Consider the following 15,969-nt stretch of genomic DNA (forward strand, 5'->3'; position numbering starts at 1 on the left):
TCAGCGGCCTCCATAGGTGTTGTTGGTCTGGCGGCTTGCCACCACGCCGGCATTGATCTTGCCCGTGGTCGGAGCGGTCCCCACAACGGTGTAGAAGAGCCGCACGAAGCGAGTATCGGTCGACTCCTCGAATTCGGCGGGCACCTTGAACTGGTATCCCGCCACGAGACTGGCCAGCGGCACAGCTTCACCCTGCACGCGCGTGGTCCAGGTGGTGTTGTCGGGCGAGGTCTGAACGCCCACCGCCAGGCTGGTCAGGTTGTTGAACGTGGCCGTCACGGCAACGGACAATTCAACCTCGCAACCGCGCCCGATATCGCGGGTCAGCGGAACCGACGAGCCGAAAGGCGTTCCGGTGGCGCCCAGATCGATGATGTTGGCGGAAGCGGCCGAAGCGGTGATCGCCTGCTGGTCGCTCAGGAGTAGGGAGGCATCGAAGATCATTGGTCTGTTCCCTTTCAGGAGGTGACCGGGATTTTAAGCCCGGCCCCAAAGTGAGCGGCCGATTACTGGACCAGCGTTTCGGTGTTCAGGAGCGCGTCGGTTTCCCGGATCGGCATGCCGCGCCAGGTCATCACTTCTTCGCCCTGAATTTCCATGGGCGTGAGGCGCACGAAGTTGTCGACACCGCTGCGGCCGTTGGTGCTTTCCGCGTCGAGCGCTTCCAGCATGGTCTTGTTCATGTAGATGACCGTGCGGCCGGGGCTGACCTGACCTTCCCGTTCCATCTTGTAGGCCCTGCGCCCCTGCAGACGGTAGTAGAGCTTGCGCAGGAGCGGATTGACCGCAACGGTACCGGCGATCACGTCGGACACGTCGATGTTGGCCAGGCGGCCATTGAAGCGCCAGTCCTTCACGCACAGCCCGATGTGCTGCGAGAACTTCTCTTCCTTGACGTAATAGGGGTTGCCGCTGGCATCCAGCACACGCTGGCGGCCCATGTCCTCGCGCTGCACGCTGGCGGGGACGTTTTCGGGCGTGATGATGCTGGTCTGCATGTCACCATGCGTGACCATCCAGATCGAGGTGTTGTCGCTGCCCGAGCCACCGCCGTTCACCACGTTGGCGTTCGACAGCGAGTTGTAGCGCGGCGCCAGGCCGTGGAACTGCTTGCCGTTCACCTTGACGTCGGAATACCAGATCGCGCTTTCGACCGTCTGTGCGATCGATTCCAGGAAGCCCTGGCCTTCCACGAGGCGCAGTTTGGCCGCTTCCTTCGGCTTGAGGTTGAGCAGGCGCTCATCCACCGACGAAAGGCCTTCCACGAACCCGGTCGTGTCCTTCACCTCGCTGTAATTGCCCTTGGACTGGGCGATGCCCTGGTAGAGCGCGCCCCACGAAACGCTGGGCAGGCCGGTGCGAATGCTGCTGCGGTGTTCGGTACCGCTATTGCAGGTGATGACATTGGCGTCCTTCATGAAGGGCGTCAGCTGGGTCAGGGCCTCGACCACGTCACCGGTGCTATCATTGCTGGCCTTGAGGACGTCGATCAGGTTCCAATAGGAGGTTCCGAGAATTGCCATGATAAGGCTTCCTTACTGCTTGGCGTCGTTGGGATAGAGCCGCTCCCAGACGGGGCGGCTGTCGCTTCCGGCGCCAGCGCGCGCGAAAGTACCGTCCTCGCCAACCATCTCGCCGATTGCGCGAAATGCGCGGATCATATCGGGGTGGTTGCCGAAGCCGGATTCGGTCAGGGCCGTGCGGAACGGGTGGCCGGCAGCGAAGCCCAGCGCATCCAGGCCACGCGCGGCCAGGTGTTCGGTCTGCTCACGGTTCGCGCCGCCGATTTCGGGATCAGCCACGAACGCATCGAGCCATTGCTTTTTCTGCGCGGCGCCTGCGTCGGTCAGTTGCTGCACAAGGGCGTCGGTCGTGCGCTGCTGGATCTGCTGCGCGATCGGCAGCAGGGTGTTGGCCTGCTCGTTGGTCAGGCCCAGCTCGCGCAGCACCGGATCGGCGGCCTCGACCAGGCCGGCATCGAGGGTCAGGCCTTCCAGCGCCAGTTCGTACTTTTCCGGCACAACCGGGACGATGGGCGCGTCGGCTGCCGGCGCGGTCGGATCGGCCGGGGGCGTGGCCGGGGCCGCATCTTGCGGAGGCGTGGCGGGAAGATCGCCGCCCAGCACGGTTCCGTCGTTTGCAGACGCATTGGGCGCCGCGGCGTCAGTCGGCGTCGTCGCCTGGGGGGAGATCGTCGTATCGGTCGGAGCGGTTACGGCGTCGGTCATTGGGCTTGTCCTGTGTGGTGAGAGCTTGGCGAAGGGCTGCGGTCAGCGTGGTGATGGCCTGCGGATCGGCGGTGCGGATCGGCTCAGGCTGGCCAGCGTGGACCATGTGCAGCAGTTCGAACCCCAGGCTTCTCCGCCCCTCGACAAAAGCGAGATCGCGGTCCAATCGCCCATTGGCTCCGACTTGCTGCCCGACGATTCCAGCGGCGTGAATCGCGGCACTCAGGAAGCGCATGAATTCCGGCCGCGAGAGCAGAAACTCGGCGTCGCGCTGCTTTTGGCTCATGCCGGCATCATCCGGTTCAGCAGGCTTTGCCCGCCGCCCACATCAGCGCGCGAGAGCAATTCCGCGGCTGCCGCGCCATCCTTGGCCACGGGTGCCATCGCCGCTGCTTGCTGGGCTTGCTGTGCCTGCGCGCGTTGGTCGCGGATTTGCTGCACCTGGTCCGTGGTGCGCATGATCTTGGCAGGCGTGCCGGCGCGATAGCCGTATTCGTCGATCGCCGCGTCGAAATCGATCTTGTCGAGCGCGTCGGGATGGGCGGCCGCCAAGTTGCCGACAAAGCCCACCACGCGCTCGATCTGGCCGATGCCAACCATGCGCTGCATCTGTTGGAGGATCGAGACGAACTCGACGTTGATCTGCTGCTCACTCAACGCCTGGGGCACCGGTGGCAGCATCCCACCGCGGCTCATGATGCCGAACGTGCGGTCGATGGAGACTTCCAGTTTTTCGTTGGCCACGCGCTCGATCACGGGGCCAAGCTGGGTCAGCTTTTCCTCGTTGCGCGCCGCAATCTCTTCCATGTTGCGAGGCTGAACGCCGCGCATGTTGGTGATCGCATTGAACAGATCGGCAAAGCTCAGGCCATCGATCTGCTGGCGGCACTTGGTCATTTCATCGCCGATCGCCGCCACGGCCTGGTACGGCATCTGGTAGGGGATGAGGACGCCATCCTTGTCCATGCCCGCTGCGGTAACTGTGCGCCCCGGCTCGCCAGTCAGCTTGACACCTGGCGGCACGATCTTTTCGGGCTTCACCATGGCATCGATGGCTTCGTTGCGGCGCTTGGCCTGCATCTGCAATTCGCGCAACGCCGGCAGGGCTTCCATGCCGGGCGAATGGCCGTAAGTGTCCCCACCCACCACGTCCCAGCGCGGGGCCCAGAACGGTTGCTCGTTGTACCCCGACACCTTGAGCAGCCCATTGGGGTTGCCGCCGGTTTCCCAGTAGGCGCTGCGCCAGGGCTTCGATCCCAGGCGGCCGGGCTGGTGGTCTGGATCAGGCTCGATCGCGTGGTAGATTTCGACAGGCTTGTCGTACTGGCTCTTGTCGTACATCGACCGCACGGTGCGTGAGACCGCATCGCCAAAGGTGTCGACTGCCTGCTTCACGCTCATGGGGCAGATGCGATAAAGCGTATCCGGCGTCATCGCGTCGGATAGGGCGATCCAGTATTCGCCGAACGTCAAGGCGTGGCAGACTGCGCCCACCTGGCGGTGATCGACCATGACGCATGCTTCGGTGCCGAACAGGCCCATCTCGCCATAGCCGGCCTTGACCGCACCGTAGAAGTTGGTCTGGGCGAAGAACGTGTACATGCGGCGCTCGACTTCGCTGAGCCAGTCGCGCACGCCCGGCTCGTCCATCATCGCGTCGTCGCCGGTTTTGAGCGTGAACCACGGGCGTGACGCACTCGACAACCCAGACGTCATGCCGTTGGTCAGCGTGCGGAACGCCTCGATGCCATGGGGGTCGAACAGCGTCCTGTTCCACTGGCGCCGGCGGCCACTGTTCTGGTCCTTGCTGTTGGACAGGAACCGCGAGCGCGCGGGCTGGGCGAAGCGGGCAATCTGCTCCGCCTCCTGCTCATAGTCGCTGCGGATCGACTTGAGTTGTCCCAGGCGCAACTCGCAGTGCTTGCGGATCGCGCGTGAACGCTCGTCATCCAGCGGCCCAGCCTGGCCACGGGCCGAGAGAATGGGCCGGTCTGCCATCAGCCGAGCGTCGCCTTGGACGTGGTGGGAGAACCCAGCACGCCTTGCGGCGACGTGACCATTCCGGCGAGGATCGCCTTGCGCCAGCTGCTGGAATCGTTGGCCGAGGTTGCCGCGCCCGCGTCAGGGAGCTTTTCAGCCTGCCGCGCTGGCGCGGTGGGCACGGTCGGGGTGCTGCAAATAGGTGCCTCCTGTCGATACAGGAGACGGGCCTACGGATGTGTCAATCGACCGTGAATCGCATGACGAAGGTTCGAATTTTCATGATCAGACCTATGGCGGCCTTCACCGCGTCAGACGCGGAGAATGTTCGCGTTTGAGGCACGTGGAATCCCGTTGCTGCAAATGACCGCCTTGATCACCTTCGCTGGTTTTGGCAGTTTCGCGCACATGACTTCACGATCGTTCGTGCGATTCTCGATGCAAAGTGCCTGCATTCAGATTGGTGACATCAACGCATATGTAGCAGGGAAAATAGGATTTTTGGTGGACAATTGCGGCGATTCCACCGCAACCAAAGGTAGGTTATCTGACCGGAACAGGAACGATTTTTTCAACCTTATGTTGACATTGTCGAGGTTATCCACAATCTCGGCACCGGAGATTCACCATGTCATACCATGATCGCCTTCTACTCAAGGCTGCAAAAGCCTCAAGAAAGCGCGCGTCCGGTGAGCGGGTGGCCGCGGCGCTGCGGGGCATCAATGTCATAACCTTGAATCCGAATAGCCCCAATTTGAACATTGGCTCGTTACAGGATGACTGGTTAGCGGTCGGCAACGACATGCGAAATGCAATGCGGCAGTTGGATTTTTGTGACTAACAACGGTTCTGAATTCGAAAAGTCACATGAAGCGACGATCGAACAGTCGATCGCGCAAACTCTTCAGCCGTTTGTGCAGCCAGGCAAAACCGACCAAGCAGTCCGGGCAGTCACCACAGTGTTTCGGAAGGTGCATCAAGGTCCCTTGCCGGCGCCGGAGGATCTTGGGCATTACGAATCGGTGATGCCCGGCGCAGCGGAGCGGATTTTCCAGCTTACCGAGCGCGAACAAGCACACCGCCACGAACAGGAAAAATCCGTGTTCAGACGAGAATACCGCACCCGGTATATCGGACAGGCTGGCGCGATACTGATAGCATTCGGGCTGATGGGCGTGGTGGTTTTCTGCGCATATGTCGGGCAGCCAGTGACTGCGGGAGTTATCAGCGCGATCGGTATCGCTGCGGCTGTATTCATCAAGCATACCGCGCAGAGGAATGAACGGGTCTCTCAGGAAGACCAGCGTCCGGTTGCCAAGAAAAAGCCCGGACGAACGAGATAGGGCGCTGCAAGCAATAGATATTCTCGTGTTTGTGAACGCGTGATTATCGGCAGTGAGGCGGGGGCGTCCACAATCAAAGTTCCTCATACCGATCCCGCGCGCCGTAGTTGTCGGGATCCAGATACCCCGGCACGGCACGCGGCATGACAGGCTCAGCAAATGTGCAGGCCAGCGCATCTCCCCAGTCGGGGCTGGGCAGGCCGCGCTTCTTCATGTCGGGCTTGCGTTCCAGCTTCACGCGCGTGTCATCGGCCGCAAAGGCATAGGTCGGGCCGATCAGGTCATCGCGCAGCCGCTCCCTGTCGGGGATGGCACCGGAACGCAGCCAGGACCGCATGCGCGTCCACATCTCGGCGCGTTTGTCGGCGGTGGGTACGGTAACGCCCGGCTCCAGTTCGGCATCGCGCCCCTTGCCGCCAAACCAGACCTCGATCACTGGAGTGTCGGGGATCAACTGGCGCAGGCGATCAACCACGGCTGCACCGATGTTGCCCGCGTCCACGAAGATCGCATCGGGATGATAGCGCGCCGCTTCCAGAGCGATATCGCCGGCCAGCGTCATGGCATCGACCTGGCCCCACGACTTCCACGGCAGCGACCGCGCGTCGCGCCCCCGGCGAATGGCAAGCACGCTCTCGTCGTCGCCGAAGCGCGCACAGTCCACGCCGAACACGATCGGGTCACCGGGCAGGCCGGCAGGGATATCGCGGCTCTGCGCCACCTCCACGTCGCTCAGGGCAATGAACTGCATGCTGCTGGCGGACGGGAACATGCCGCGCACGCGGACCTTTGCGATGTCGCTATCCTCGCCATAGGTATCGCATAGCTCCTGCAGGTAGGTCTTGTTCGTGCCCTCCACGGTGCGGCTATCGATCTGCGCGGTGCGCCACAGGTTGCGGTGCTTACCGAAGCACTCGCGGAATGCGCCGGTGTTCAGCGTCGGGTTGCCGAACGCCAGCCAGATGATCTCGGTATCGGCATCGGTGAGTGCGCCCAGCGCCACTTCCCACACCTTGTCGGCGATCCCGCTGGCCTCGTCGAAGATCAGCACGATGCGGCGCCCCTGGTTGTGCAGGCCGGCGAACGCTTCGGTGTTGTGCTCGCTCCAGGTCACCAGGTCCGCGCGCCATTGCTTTTCATGCCCAGGTTGGTTCGATGTGATCGACGTGGCCGACACGCGAAACCAGTCACGGGTGAGCGCCAGGTTCTGCCACTTGGTCAGTTCCGGCGACGTCTTGGTGAGCAGCTGGGCTTCCGTGTTGGCGGTCACGACCACGCGGGTGTCGGGGCAGGTGTCGAGCGCCCATTTGACCAGCATCGAGATGGTCGCGGATTTGCCAATACCGTGCCCCGAAGCGCGGGCGATGCGAAGTGGCGTATATCGCGTGGCCGGATTGGCCAGGTGGTCGCGGATCTCGATCATCACCTCGCGTTGCCACCGGCGCGGACCGTCGATGCCCACCAGTTCGCCTTGCCCCCAGGGATAGACGTAAAGCGCGTGGCCAAGCGGATCGTGCGTGAAGCTGCCGACATCGGCGGCCAGCTCGGCTTTGGCATTACGCGCCATTCGCTGCCCTCCGGCGCGCGGCGTCCACAGCATCGGCCAGGTCGAAGTTCGAGCCGTCGGCGTTGCCGTGCTTGATCAGTTCGCCGTAACGCTTGGGGTCCCACTTCGCGAGCAGCTTGAGCCGCGCCTCGAAGCGGTTCTTGGCGCGCTGCACCGATGCCCCGTCGATGCGGGTTTCGGTGCGGTCCTCTCCCGTCGTCGTGGTGACGCGCTCCGGTTCCTCATCGATGATCTTTAGGGCGTCCATCGCGATGGCGTCGAAGCCCAGTTCGCGCGCGCGCGCGATGGCCCGAGCCAGTTCGTCATCCGCGTCGGCCCACAACCTGATCGTGTCATCGTTCGCCATGCCCTTGCCGCGACAGATCACGGTGAGCGGCGTTCCCTTGCTAAGGCCGGCAATGACCTTCGCGATGATCTTTTCGCGCTCGGCTGGCGTGTAGACCTTCGCCATCAACGTTCCCCCAGCAGGTAGCCATTGCGGCGCTTGGCTACGCATTCCTTGGCCCGGTCGAGCAGGCGATCGAGAGCGCCCAGTTGCGGCAGGCCACCCAGCATCAGATCGGCCACATGCTCAGGCACGCCCAGTTCGGCCAGGGCGGTGATCAGTGGCCCGTCATAGTGGGTGCCACGGTCAGCGCGTGGCTTGTCGGTGCGCTCGTTTGGCGGTGGCGCGGTGCGCTTTCCGGTGGCGGTGATGGTCACGATGCGGGCGCGGTGGTGGCGCTGCACTTGGATCAGCCCCTTGGCTTCCAGGCGTGCTACCGTCTTTGGCCCCATGCTCGACGAGGACGCGCCAATCTCGATTTCGATATCGATGTTCATCGGGCAGCAGTCGCCAGCTTCGGCGGCCTCGTAGATCATGCGATAGGCGATCGATTCCGCAGGCGTGAGGTGAGCAGGGCTGGTGCTTTCGCCGATGTCGAAAAGGGTGGCTTGTGTCATTGCGGCCTCCATGCGGCGATATGGCTCCTGTGGACGTTGGCTGGGAACACGGTGATGACGCGATTGCCGTTCAGCATCACGCGGTGCCCGGTGGGCAGGCGCACACACGGCGCGCCGAAGTCTGCGGCCAGTTCGATGGCGGCCGAGGAGAGCAAGGCCACAACCTCGCCATCGGGCAGGTTGCACACCCGTTCCTGATAGCGCTGGATGGCATGGATCGTGACGTGGATCATGCGGCTTGCGCCTCCCCGCCACCATCGGCTGCCACGGCATCTGCCCAGCTGCCGGCGCGCAGCGAGTAGCGGCCAGACGGCAGGCGCCACAGCAGCATCATGTCGGACAGGCGGCGCTTGAGCTTGTCGGGCATGGCGTCGATCTCGGCCTGATCGAACCGGCCCTTGCCCTCGATGGCGGCCCGCAGCCGAGCGGCAAGATCCTCAAGCCGGGCCGCGCGTTCGTTTTCAGCGATGCGCCAGGCGGCTGACTTCACGTCGACCGCCTCGTCGTCACGCTTCCAGCCCTTCGCGATGTCCAGGCATTCCGCGATTGAGGGAAACCAGCGACACGTCTCGAGAACGCGGCGCGTCAGGTATCCGATAGCCTCTGCCGGCATGTGGCCCAGGGTGCGGGCGTAAAGCTTGGCTCGGTGCTCGCCGGTGTCGTCGTCATCCCCCTTGCGCGGCAGGATCGCGATGGCGCGCAGGAACTTGGCGAAGTGGTCCGGCGGGCAGGGCGGCAGGGCCGGCAGCGGGGCGGCTGCGATCGCGTCGACTTGGGCGAGCAGGCCGTCACCAACTCGTGCCGGCAGGCCCGCCAGAAAATCCGCCGCGGCGCTCGGCGAGGCCAGCATCGAGCCGGTCGAGAGCGCGGGTGAATCCGTCTCCCTCGCTCCGGGAAGCGCGGGCAGGTGCTGGCTGATTTGCGTTGCGTCGGTCATGACGGAATCCCTCATCGTTCTTGCGGCGGCACCAATTTCGCCATGCGGCTTGCCAGTCGGCTTTCAGGGCGTTCTGCCCGGTCGCCGCAGCGGCCCAGTCCCGGAACTGGGCAAGCTCTCGCTCGATCGCGCCGGGGGGCCACGCCGCGACAGCCTTCGCCATCTCCCCAGTGAAAGGCTCGGGCTGCCAATCGACCGGCAGGCGGCTCCCTCGCGTACGCGCACGGGGTGTGTGTTCCGGGTGGGTATGGGTGGGTGGGGTTTGTTGGGGGGTGTGGGGGGAAGAAAGGGGAGGGCGGGAAAGGGAGGGGTGTCCCGGGACAGGTTCGGACACGTCCCGGGACTGTCCCGGGACAACGGCGGGATTGTCCCGGGACATTTCACGTTGACGCCGCTTCTTGTCCCGCGCGGCCGCGCGCCGTGCTTCAACGTGCGCAATGGCGGCGTCAGCTCGAGCCTGGGCCTCTTCCAGTGCCCTGACAGCGATGAGGATCGCCTCGAACGGCGCGCCCGCTTCGGCCATGGCCTGCATCAGTTCAGACGTCGTCACGCGGCTTCACCGATCGTGATCTCGACGCGCCCAGGTGCTTCCGGTTCGGCGAACTCGAAGGCCGGCAAGAACCGGCTGTCATTGACGCGCATAGCATCGGCCAGGCCATCGAAAATCGGTTTGCAGCGGTTCGGAAAATTGACCCGATCCCCCCGCCGGTTCGGCGGCACGAAGCGCACGCGCACGACGATGTCGCCGGCAGCGGGCGCTTTGACCTTGGCCGCGAGCGCAGCGGCCTTGGCCCAGGCACGCCACTTGGCGGTGACACCGGACTTGCCGTGCCAGTTGCCTTCGGCGTGCCCGGACAGGCTCGACGGGGGGAACGGGAGGGTGATCACCGGATCAGGCTTCCGGCTGCCCCAGGTAGATGGGCAGGGCGGTCTTTTCGCCCACATCCGCCACCGCCTCGTTAAACGCGGTTTCGAACGTCAGGTCGGGGCGCCACAGTTCATACCAGAACACGGGCTTGCCGTTGGCGATGCGATACCGCAGCCGCGCAATGAGGCGGTAGAACACGGGCGAGCGCGCGAAGATCGGGATGACGATCGAGAACAGCTTGGGGAAGTTCACGGGCTTGCCATCGGCTGCCTTGTGTTCCGACACGAAGGTGAATTCCGTTTCGCCCGAGGTCAGGTTGACCGCCTCGCAGGATTCCGCCGTCTCGTAGATCTTGAACTTGACCGAAAGGCCGACGAGGCGCGTGGGCGTAGCGATGGCGTCGGTGCCGGTGGCCCGGTTCGCCTTGGCAAACGCTTGCGCCTGCTCAGACCACTTGCCGACCGGATCATCGGAAACATCGACGATCTGCGTTTCCAGGAATTGGGCGAACTCGCCCATGCTCATCGGCTTCGCGTCGCGGCTGAACCAGGCTTGCCATTCTTTCGAGAGCGGGAAGGAATAGGCGGCGCGGTGCCGGCGCGCTTGGGCTGCATTGACGCTCAGTTCCCCGCCGACTTCGCCGTTGTCGGGATGGTAATCGAAGATCGCCGTCAAGCTGGGCTTGGCCAGATCATCGACAGCGAAGATCGCCGAGTGCGGGAACTTGAAGCGGTTCACCAGCGCGATAAAGCTGGGCAGCTGGGTGAGCGTCGCAGTGCCCGCACGGTGCAACGGATTGTCCCGATATGCGTCGAACGCATTTGCCGGCAGTGGCGTGACGCTGCCATGAGCCCCGAGAGTGAACAGGGCTTCGGTGCCATCGCGCGGATCTGCCAGGGTGATGACTTCGGCACGCAGGTGGTTCTCAGCCGTGGCGATGGCAGTCGCCAGCAGTTCGCCAGTGCGATCGACGACGGATTCGGTTTTCGGTTCGGTCATGTCAGGATTCCTTCGATCAGCCGCGCACGACGCGGGCTTCGGTGGAGATTTCGCGGATCGCGCCGAACAGGTTGCCCTGGCGTGGCTTGTTGGGGCTCAGGCGGCCATCGGCCGTGAACCACGCGACGGTGGCACCATGCTTCTCGACCGGCAGGGTCATCTTGAGGCTGGGCGTGACGACCGAGAATTCGCGGGTGGGGTCGAATTCCACCTCAATGGTCAGTGCGATTTTGCCCTTGACCTTCTTGTTGCCGTCGATGCCGGCCGCCTCCAGCTTGGTTGCGAATTCCTGCAGGGGCTCGCTGCTGTCGGTGTTGAATTGGCCGTCCTTGAGCATCAGGATCAGGTCGGACAATGTGGACGCAGCGGGGTAGCGCCGCCCGCCGTCGGCGGCTTCCAGCAGTTCCCCGGTGTCGGGGTCATGATCGTCAGACATTTGGCATTCTCCGTGGCGCGGGATAAGAAGACAGCGGGCGCCGCGCCTTGCGCTCGCGTTGGAAAAGGGGCGCGGCGCTCAACCGGCGCGCGAGTGGGGCGCACCGGTGATCACATCTCGACCTTTCGGCCGCGCAGGCGGGGATATCCGGGCGCCGGCGGCGGCTCATTGCGGAACAGCCAGCCCGCGCCGTGGCGCTCGAGATACGCGAGGCGCGCGGCGATCAGCACGTTGCCGCTGGTGATTTGGCCGAAGCTCGATGCGCTTCCGGCCGGTGCGATGACATCGCGCGCGCTCATGCTGCCCTCGCAGCCATTGCGGTGACAGCGCGGGCGTTGCGGCCCAAGCGGTTGCCGATATGGGCAAGATTCGCCGAGCCACCGTTGATGCCCCGGACCAGCGCCGCGGCATCTTCCGCCACTTCCGCAGCGAGATCACCCGGGCTGGGCTCATCTTCCGGCAGGTCGAACGCGCCCTGGCCGATGATCGGCAACCATTCGTTTGTAAAATCGGCGCCCAGGACGGCTGAGATGGAAAGCATCTGGCCCCAGTCGAGCGACCGCCAGTCGGGATGCCCGAGCCGATAGCCCTTGAACGCCTCGATTGTGCGATGATGCACGCCCGATGCTTTAGCCAGTTGCGCAACGCTCATCCGGCGGCCGCGTCCAACGAAAAGGCTGAGGCCTTTCTGGAACGCGTTCACGACTTGTTCGTGGGAAACAAGCGGCTCAAAATCCACGGAATGTCTCTGCTGCATGTGCGAGATACCTCGGTATGGAAGGAATATCGATCAAAGGCCGGGGCGATGGCTGGCAGGGGGAGGGGCACCATCGCCCCGGCGCCCGTGGTGCGACCCGACGGGCAATGGGGTCGTCAGCGTCGCTTGCGACCGCGCGGCACGTCGGCCAGCGTCTCGACCACGATCCATGCCAGGCACAGGCTGGCGCCCATCAACACGAGGCGGGGCCAGTGGTCGGCGATGAAGCTAAGGGTGGCGCTCATGCTGCCGCATCCTGGCGCTGTGCGATCAGCACCATGTCGGCCGGATCACAGCCACACATGGACTTGATCGCGCGCGTCAACGACGCTGCGTCAAAAGGAGAAGAGCATGAGCACTGCTGATTGGTATCTTGAGGAAGATGGCGCGGTTGCGGTTCGTCCAGTTCTCGACTGGCGCATCGCGCGCATTGGTCTGGCTGCTGCCGTCCGGCTATCAACTGCATTTCTTCAGGACGGACTGCCCATCGTTGAACATCTGCAATTTGGGCTAACACCCGACGAAGCGAGGCAGATTGCTGCGGCACTTCTTGCCGTAGCGGATCGAGCGGACCACGCCGATGGGCTGGCGTAAATGGCGCGCTCATGCTGCGCGGTCCGAAGGCATCGCCAGCGTGACACCCTTTCGCTCGGCGAGCAGGATGATGGCTGGCATCCGCCAGTGCGGGATTTTGCCTGCTGTCTTCCAGCTGGAAACCGTCGATGGGGGGCTTCGATGGCTTTCGCCACCTCTACGGTGCCGCCGAGGGCGACGATCATCTGTTCAGCGGTCATCATGCATTATGAATTACGATAACCGTAACGTCGTCGCAAGCCCTTTTGTTACGATATCCGTTATCGACGGGGCATTACGATATCCGCAATGTCGCTCCATGGTTACGCACGACGAGATCCGCGACGAACTGCTGCGCCGCCTTGATGAAAAGCGCCATTCAGCTAAAGCAATTGCCGAGCTGCTTGGCATCGCGCCGCCGCGCATATCGGAAATTCGGCGTGGCGATCGCATGATCCAGCAAGACGAGATGGTTACGTTAGCCCGGTTCTTTGGCATGGGTGACATTGCGAACGATCACCACGCAGAGTTCGAATGGCTTCCGGTAATCGGGATTGCAGCCGCCGGGACTTGGCAAGAAGCAATCACGCTGCCGCATTATTCAGTGCCGATACTTCGCAAGCCTGGGCGCAAACCTACTTTTGCAGTGGAAGTCTATGGCGACAGTATGGATCGCGTCATCCCGCATGGCAGCTGGGCGGCTATCGACCCTTCGCAGCGCACGCTGTTTGAGCGCAAGGTCTATCTAATTCAGAACGGCGATGGTGAAGCGACGATCAAGCGTTATCGCGATAATCCTGCACGCTTTGAGCCGGACTCGTTCAATACTGAACACAAAGCCATCCACATGGGTGAGCATCAGATTGCCGTGATCGGCAGGGTAGTGGCATGGGGGAGCGAGGAGGGGCTATGAGGAAGATTCTTTTTGCCGCGACGATGCTTGCGGTGGGGATTCCACAGGTGGCGCCAGCCAAAAGTGTGAAGTCGGAATTCATCAGCGCATGGACTGACCGCGCGGCACGATACCTATCTGATTTAAAAGATAGGCAGGCTAATTTGCAGTCCACCTCCGCGCAGGCTGACGCCGCGGCCTCCGCCCACAGCGCGGATGCAGAGCAAAAAGTAATGCAGTATATCAAGGCCAGCGGCGAATACGGATACGCGCAGGGACGATCGATCACATTGACGGCGTTTCAAGCATTCATAAAGTCTAAACCGTCAGAAGCCAGAGTTGATATGTGGATGCAGGAGCAGGCCCAATCAATAAAGGACTATGGAAAGCAGGTTGATGCCAAACTTGATGAAGTAAAAGCAATACAATCGGACCCAGAAAAACAAAATTCGCAGACCGTTCTGCACCTTATAGGCGAGCATTCTTTTATGAATGGTCTAAATAAGGGCATGATTGACGAGATTTTACTTATTCAGCAGAATATGGATACCTTTAATGTTGCGCGAAGGGAGGAAAGCGCCAGGCGCACGGCAGCTTGGCAGGCCCTGGCGAGGTCTATGTCTCAGATGGGGGAAAGCATGCAGCAACCGATGCAACCACCCCCGCCGTTGATCGCTCCAAAAACGGCTCAAACCACGAATTGCCATACAACTGGCCAGAACACCACCTGCACAACCATGTGAGCCGGACTTGAAGGCAAATCGCACCCCGCTCCGGCGGGGTTTTTTGCGCGCCCATGAAAAGTTACGATTATCGTATTGACGTGCAATTACGACTATCGTAACAAATCTCCATCAGCCGGTGAGCCGCAAGCGCAGACCCGGCCAGCTTGGAGACTGGACGATGGCCACTGCCTCGATCACCGAAATCCCCGCGAACTGGATCGCCTACCGCGCCACCGTGCGCAATCGTGATGGCTCGATCCGTGCGCAGCACACCTTCCACCATGCCGCCGGCGCTTCCGATCTGGACCTGCGCAGCCGCGCCTATTCCATCTGGATGCCCGCCCGCATCGGGCAGTTCATGGACCCCACGCTGACCGTTGAACCGGTGGGCGCTGGCCATGCAGAGGCCGCGTGAGATGTGTGGCCCTGCAGTCACCCGCAGCATCAGGAAAATGTCTGATGCTGCCCTTATCGAGATCGCGTTTCGTCGCGGGTCCGTGTTCCGGCAGAAATATGCCGAGCACGTCGCGGCCTGGGACGCGCTGACCCGTCGCGAGATCTGGGCGCGCTATTACCGCCAGCCAGGCTTCCGCGCGGCATACGATAGCCGCGTCGCGGGCGAGGGGCGGGCGGCATGATCCGCAATATCGCCTCCTGGCGCGTGACTATCGCCGAGGCCGGCGTGACCCGTGCCCTCGCTGCCGCTGCCATCGCTCTCACCCTGATCTTGCCGGTTCTGGCCGGCGCTCTGATCCTTGTTGTGGAGGCCATGTTCCAATGACCCCGCGTCCCCGAGCCACGGACTGCCTGCCGGTCCGGTTCATCGCCGCGCCGCCCATGCGCGGCCACCGCACCTATCTGGACTTCCTTCCTGCAGCCTCGCCGGCAGCCCCCGCCGGAACCCCCGCAACCCGCGCCCAGGCTGTCGTGGCCAGCTTGGGCGCCAACCGGGAGCCGCGCCCGTGAACGCTCAAATGAAAATCGACAACCCCGTTGTCCCGGCTGTTTACGTGGCGATTTCCAACGTCATGGCCGCTGTCTCTCGGGAAGGGCTGTCCAAGGGGCGCCGCAACCAGCAGCAGGGGTATCAGTTCCGGGGCATCGACGACGTCTACAACCTGCTCTGTGGCATCCTTGCTGAGAACAAGCTCGTCATCTTGCCGGATGTTGAGAAGATGGAGCGGGAGGAGCGGCAGACCCAGAAGGGCGGCCAGATCACATTCACTATCCTGACCGTGCGCTTCAAACTGGTGTCAGCAATCGACGGCTCGTTCGACTATGTGCGCACTGTTGGTGAGGCCATGGATAGCGCCGACAAGAGCGCAAACAAGGCGCAGTCGGCGGCCATGAAGTATGCCGAGCTGCAGGTTTTTCAGATTCCCACCGAAGGCGACAATGATGCGGATGCTTCGCATCATGAGGTTGCGGCGCGTCAGGATCATGCCGGCAAGGAGAAGCCTAAAAAGGCAAATGCAGCCGCTAAGGCAGACGGCATGCCCCCTGAGGCCTTTGCCAAGATCACGCAGCTTCTCAGCGCAACCCGCACATCGCCGCAGATCCTTTGTGAACACTACAAGGTCGCCAACATCGGGCTGCTCAACAAGGCTCAGTTTGAGGAAGCGGTCGAGCGTCTGGAGGTCGACCTTGCGCGCCTCGCCCGCAAGCAAACCAACAACGAGTTCGATGCCAGCCAACTGGCCGGCGCGGACCTGTGAAAGGCTC

At 62.9% G+C, this 15,969-nt stretch carries 25 protein-coding genes and 1 pseudogene; 8 read left to right on the plus strand and 18 right to left on the minus strand.

Annotation, left to right across the window (positions count from 1 at the left end; genetic code table 11):
* The 6 genes from R9J51_RS09825 to R9J51_RS09850 form a co-directional block, all read right to left on the minus strand.
* Positions 1-444: a Bbp16 family capsid cement protein gene (locus tag R9J51_RS09825; protein ID WP_179504351.1), complete on the minus strand. Its 444-nt coding sequence runs from the start codon at positions 442-444 to the stop codon at positions 1-3.
* 62 nt (positions 445-506) lie between these two features.
* The gene (locus R9J51_RS09830; RefSeq protein WP_179504352.1) at positions 507-1,523 is read right to left on the minus strand and encodes a major capsid protein; all 1,017 of its coding nucleotides are present in this window, start codon (positions 1,521-1,523) and stop codon (positions 507-509) included.
* A gap of 12 nt (positions 1,524-1,535) precedes the next feature.
* On the minus strand, positions 1,536-2,228 hold the full coding sequence (locus tag R9J51_RS09835) for a hypothetical protein (protein ID WP_179504353.1): 693 nt from the start codon (positions 2,226-2,228) through the stop codon (positions 1,536-1,538).
* Positions 2,164-2,514 carry a hypothetical protein gene (locus R9J51_RS09840; RefSeq protein ID WP_179504354.1) on the minus strand — a complete coding sequence of 117 codons (351 nt, stop codon included), beginning with the start codon at positions 2,512-2,514 and terminating at the stop codon, positions 2,164-2,166. The genes R9J51_RS09835 and R9J51_RS09840 overlap by 65 nt, the downstream gene beginning before the upstream one ends.
* Positions 2,511-4,226, minus strand: a complete 1,716-nt coding sequence (locus R9J51_RS09845; protein ID WP_179504355.1) for a portal protein — start codon at positions 4,224-4,226, stop codon at positions 2,511-2,513. The genes R9J51_RS09840 and R9J51_RS09845 overlap by 4 nt, the downstream gene beginning before the upstream one ends.
* Positions 4,226-4,390: a hypothetical protein gene (locus R9J51_RS09850; RefSeq protein ID WP_432787966.1), complete on the minus strand. Its 165-nt coding sequence runs from the start codon at positions 4,388-4,390 to the stop codon at positions 4,226-4,228. Before R9J51_RS09850 ends, R9J51_RS09845 begins: the two co-directional genes overlap by 1 nt.
* A 651-nt stretch (positions 4,391-5,041) precedes the next feature.
* Here R9J51_RS09850 and R9J51_RS09855 point away from each other — a divergent pair.
* On the plus strand, positions 5,042-5,551 hold the full coding sequence (locus R9J51_RS09855; protein ID WP_179504356.1) for a DUF2335 domain-containing protein: 510 nt from the start codon (positions 5,042-5,044) through the stop codon (positions 5,549-5,551).
* A gap of 73 nt (positions 5,552-5,624) precedes the next feature.
* Here the strand turns inward: R9J51_RS09855 and R9J51_RS09860 are convergent, their stop codons facing one another.
* From R9J51_RS09860 to R9J51_RS09910, 11 genes are all read right to left on the minus strand, one after another.
* Positions 5,625-7,118: a terminase gene (locus tag R9J51_RS09860; RefSeq protein ID WP_179504357.1), complete on the minus strand. Its 1,494-nt coding sequence runs from the start codon at positions 7,116-7,118 to the stop codon at positions 5,625-5,627.
* Positions 7,108-7,569 carry a hypothetical protein gene (locus R9J51_RS09865; RefSeq protein WP_179504358.1) on the minus strand — a complete coding sequence of 154 codons (462 nt, stop codon included), beginning with the start codon at positions 7,567-7,569 and terminating at the stop codon, positions 7,108-7,110. Before R9J51_RS09865 ends, R9J51_RS09860 begins: the two co-directional genes overlap by 11 nt.
* A complete protein-coding gene (locus R9J51_RS09870; RefSeq protein WP_179504359.1) occupies positions 7,569-8,060 on the minus strand; it encodes a hypothetical protein in 492 nt (163 codons plus the stop codon). The genes R9J51_RS09865 and R9J51_RS09870 overlap by 1 nt, the downstream gene beginning before the upstream one ends.
* Positions 8,057-8,293 carry a hypothetical protein gene (locus R9J51_RS09875; RefSeq protein WP_179504360.1) on the minus strand — a complete coding sequence of 79 codons (237 nt, stop codon included), beginning with the start codon at positions 8,291-8,293 and terminating at the stop codon, positions 8,057-8,059. The genes R9J51_RS09870 and R9J51_RS09875 overlap by 4 nt, the downstream gene beginning before the upstream one ends.
* Positions 8,290-8,997, minus strand: coding sequence for a hypothetical protein (locus tag R9J51_RS09880; protein ID WP_179504361.1), 708 nt, complete (start codon positions 8,995-8,997; stop codon positions 8,290-8,292). Before R9J51_RS09880 ends, R9J51_RS09875 begins: the two co-directional genes overlap by 4 nt.
* 546 nt (positions 8,998-9,543) lie before the next feature.
* A complete protein-coding gene (locus R9J51_RS09885) occupies positions 9,544-9,885 on the minus strand; it encodes a hypothetical protein (RefSeq protein ID WP_179504362.1) in 342 nt (113 codons plus the stop codon).
* A gap of 4 nt (positions 9,886-9,889) precedes the next feature.
* Positions 9,890-10,864: a DUF2303 family protein gene (locus R9J51_RS09890; RefSeq protein ID WP_179504363.1), complete on the minus strand. Its 975-nt coding sequence runs from the start codon at positions 10,862-10,864 to the stop codon at positions 9,890-9,892.
* Positions 10,865-10,880: 16 nt separating this feature from the next.
* Positions 10,881-11,300 (minus strand): hypothetical protein, encoded by a 420-nt coding sequence (locus tag R9J51_RS09895; RefSeq protein ID WP_179504364.1) that lies wholly within the window; start codon positions 11,298-11,300, stop codon positions 10,881-10,883.
* Between the two features lie 110 nt (positions 11,301-11,410).
* Positions 11,411-11,599 (minus strand): hypothetical protein, encoded by a 189-nt coding sequence (locus R9J51_RS09900; RefSeq protein ID WP_179504365.1) that lies wholly within the window; start codon positions 11,597-11,599, stop codon positions 11,411-11,413.
* Positions 11,596-12,057 (minus strand): hypothetical protein, encoded by a 462-nt coding sequence (locus R9J51_RS09905; RefSeq protein WP_179504366.1) that lies wholly within the window; start codon positions 12,055-12,057, stop codon positions 11,596-11,598. The genes R9J51_RS09900 and R9J51_RS09905 overlap by 4 nt, the downstream gene beginning before the upstream one ends.
* Before the next feature lie 116 nt (positions 12,058-12,173).
* Positions 12,174-12,302, minus strand: a complete 129-nt coding sequence (locus R9J51_RS09910; protein ID WP_432787967.1) for a hypothetical protein — start codon at positions 12,300-12,302, stop codon at positions 12,174-12,176.
* Positions 12,303-12,408: 106 nt separating this feature from the next.
* Here R9J51_RS09910 and R9J51_RS09915 point away from each other — a divergent pair, with 106 nt between their 5' ends.
* Positions 12,409-12,651 (plus strand): hypothetical protein, encoded by a 243-nt coding sequence (locus R9J51_RS09915; RefSeq protein WP_179504367.1) that lies wholly within the window; start codon positions 12,409-12,411, stop codon positions 12,649-12,651.
* Positions 12,652-12,660: 9 nt separating this feature from the next.
* On the opposite strand, the pseudogene R9J51_RS09920 reads toward R9J51_RS09915, so the two are convergent.
* Positions 12,661-12,777, minus strand: a pseudogene (locus tag R9J51_RS09920) (hypothetical protein); the annotation flags it as partial.
* Between the two features lie 172 nt (positions 12,778-12,949).
* Here R9J51_RS09920 and R9J51_RS09925 point away from each other — a divergent pair.
* From R9J51_RS09925 to R9J51_RS09950, 6 genes are all read left to right on the plus strand, one after another.
* Positions 12,950-13,543, plus strand: a complete 594-nt coding sequence (locus tag R9J51_RS09925; protein WP_179504369.1) for a LexA family transcriptional regulator — start codon at positions 12,950-12,952, stop codon at positions 13,541-13,543.
* Positions 13,540-14,265 carry a hypothetical protein gene (locus R9J51_RS09930; RefSeq protein ID WP_179504370.1) on the plus strand — a complete coding sequence of 242 codons (726 nt, stop codon included), beginning with the start codon at positions 13,540-13,542 and terminating at the stop codon, positions 14,263-14,265. The genes R9J51_RS09925 and R9J51_RS09930 overlap by 4 nt, the downstream gene beginning before the upstream one ends.
* Positions 14,266-14,425: 160 nt before the next feature.
* The gene (locus tag R9J51_RS09935; RefSeq protein ID WP_179504371.1) at positions 14,426-14,662 is read left to right on the plus strand and encodes a hypothetical protein; all 237 of its coding nucleotides are present in this window, start codon (positions 14,426-14,428) and stop codon (positions 14,660-14,662) included.
* Between the two features lie 37 nt (positions 14,663-14,699).
* Positions 14,700-14,885 (plus strand): hypothetical protein, encoded by a 186-nt coding sequence (locus R9J51_RS09940; RefSeq protein WP_179504372.1) that lies wholly within the window; start codon positions 14,700-14,702, stop codon positions 14,883-14,885.
* A complete protein-coding gene (locus R9J51_RS09945; protein WP_179504373.1) occupies positions 14,882-15,028 on the plus strand; it encodes a hypothetical protein in 147 nt (48 codons plus the stop codon). The genes R9J51_RS09940 and R9J51_RS09945 overlap by 4 nt, the downstream gene beginning before the upstream one ends.
* Before the next feature lie 193 nt (positions 15,029-15,221).
* On the plus strand, positions 15,222-15,962 hold the full coding sequence (locus R9J51_RS09950) for an ERF family protein (protein ID WP_179504374.1): 741 nt from the start codon (positions 15,222-15,224) through the stop codon (positions 15,960-15,962).
* Positions 15,963-15,969 lie beyond the last annotated feature (7 nt).

Origin of the sequence: Novosphingobium rhizosphaerae (assembly GCF_050920675.1) — a bacterium.
Classification (GTDB): Bacteria; Pseudomonadota; Alphaproteobacteria; order Sphingomonadales; family Sphingomonadaceae; genus Novosphingobium; species Novosphingobium rhizosphaerae.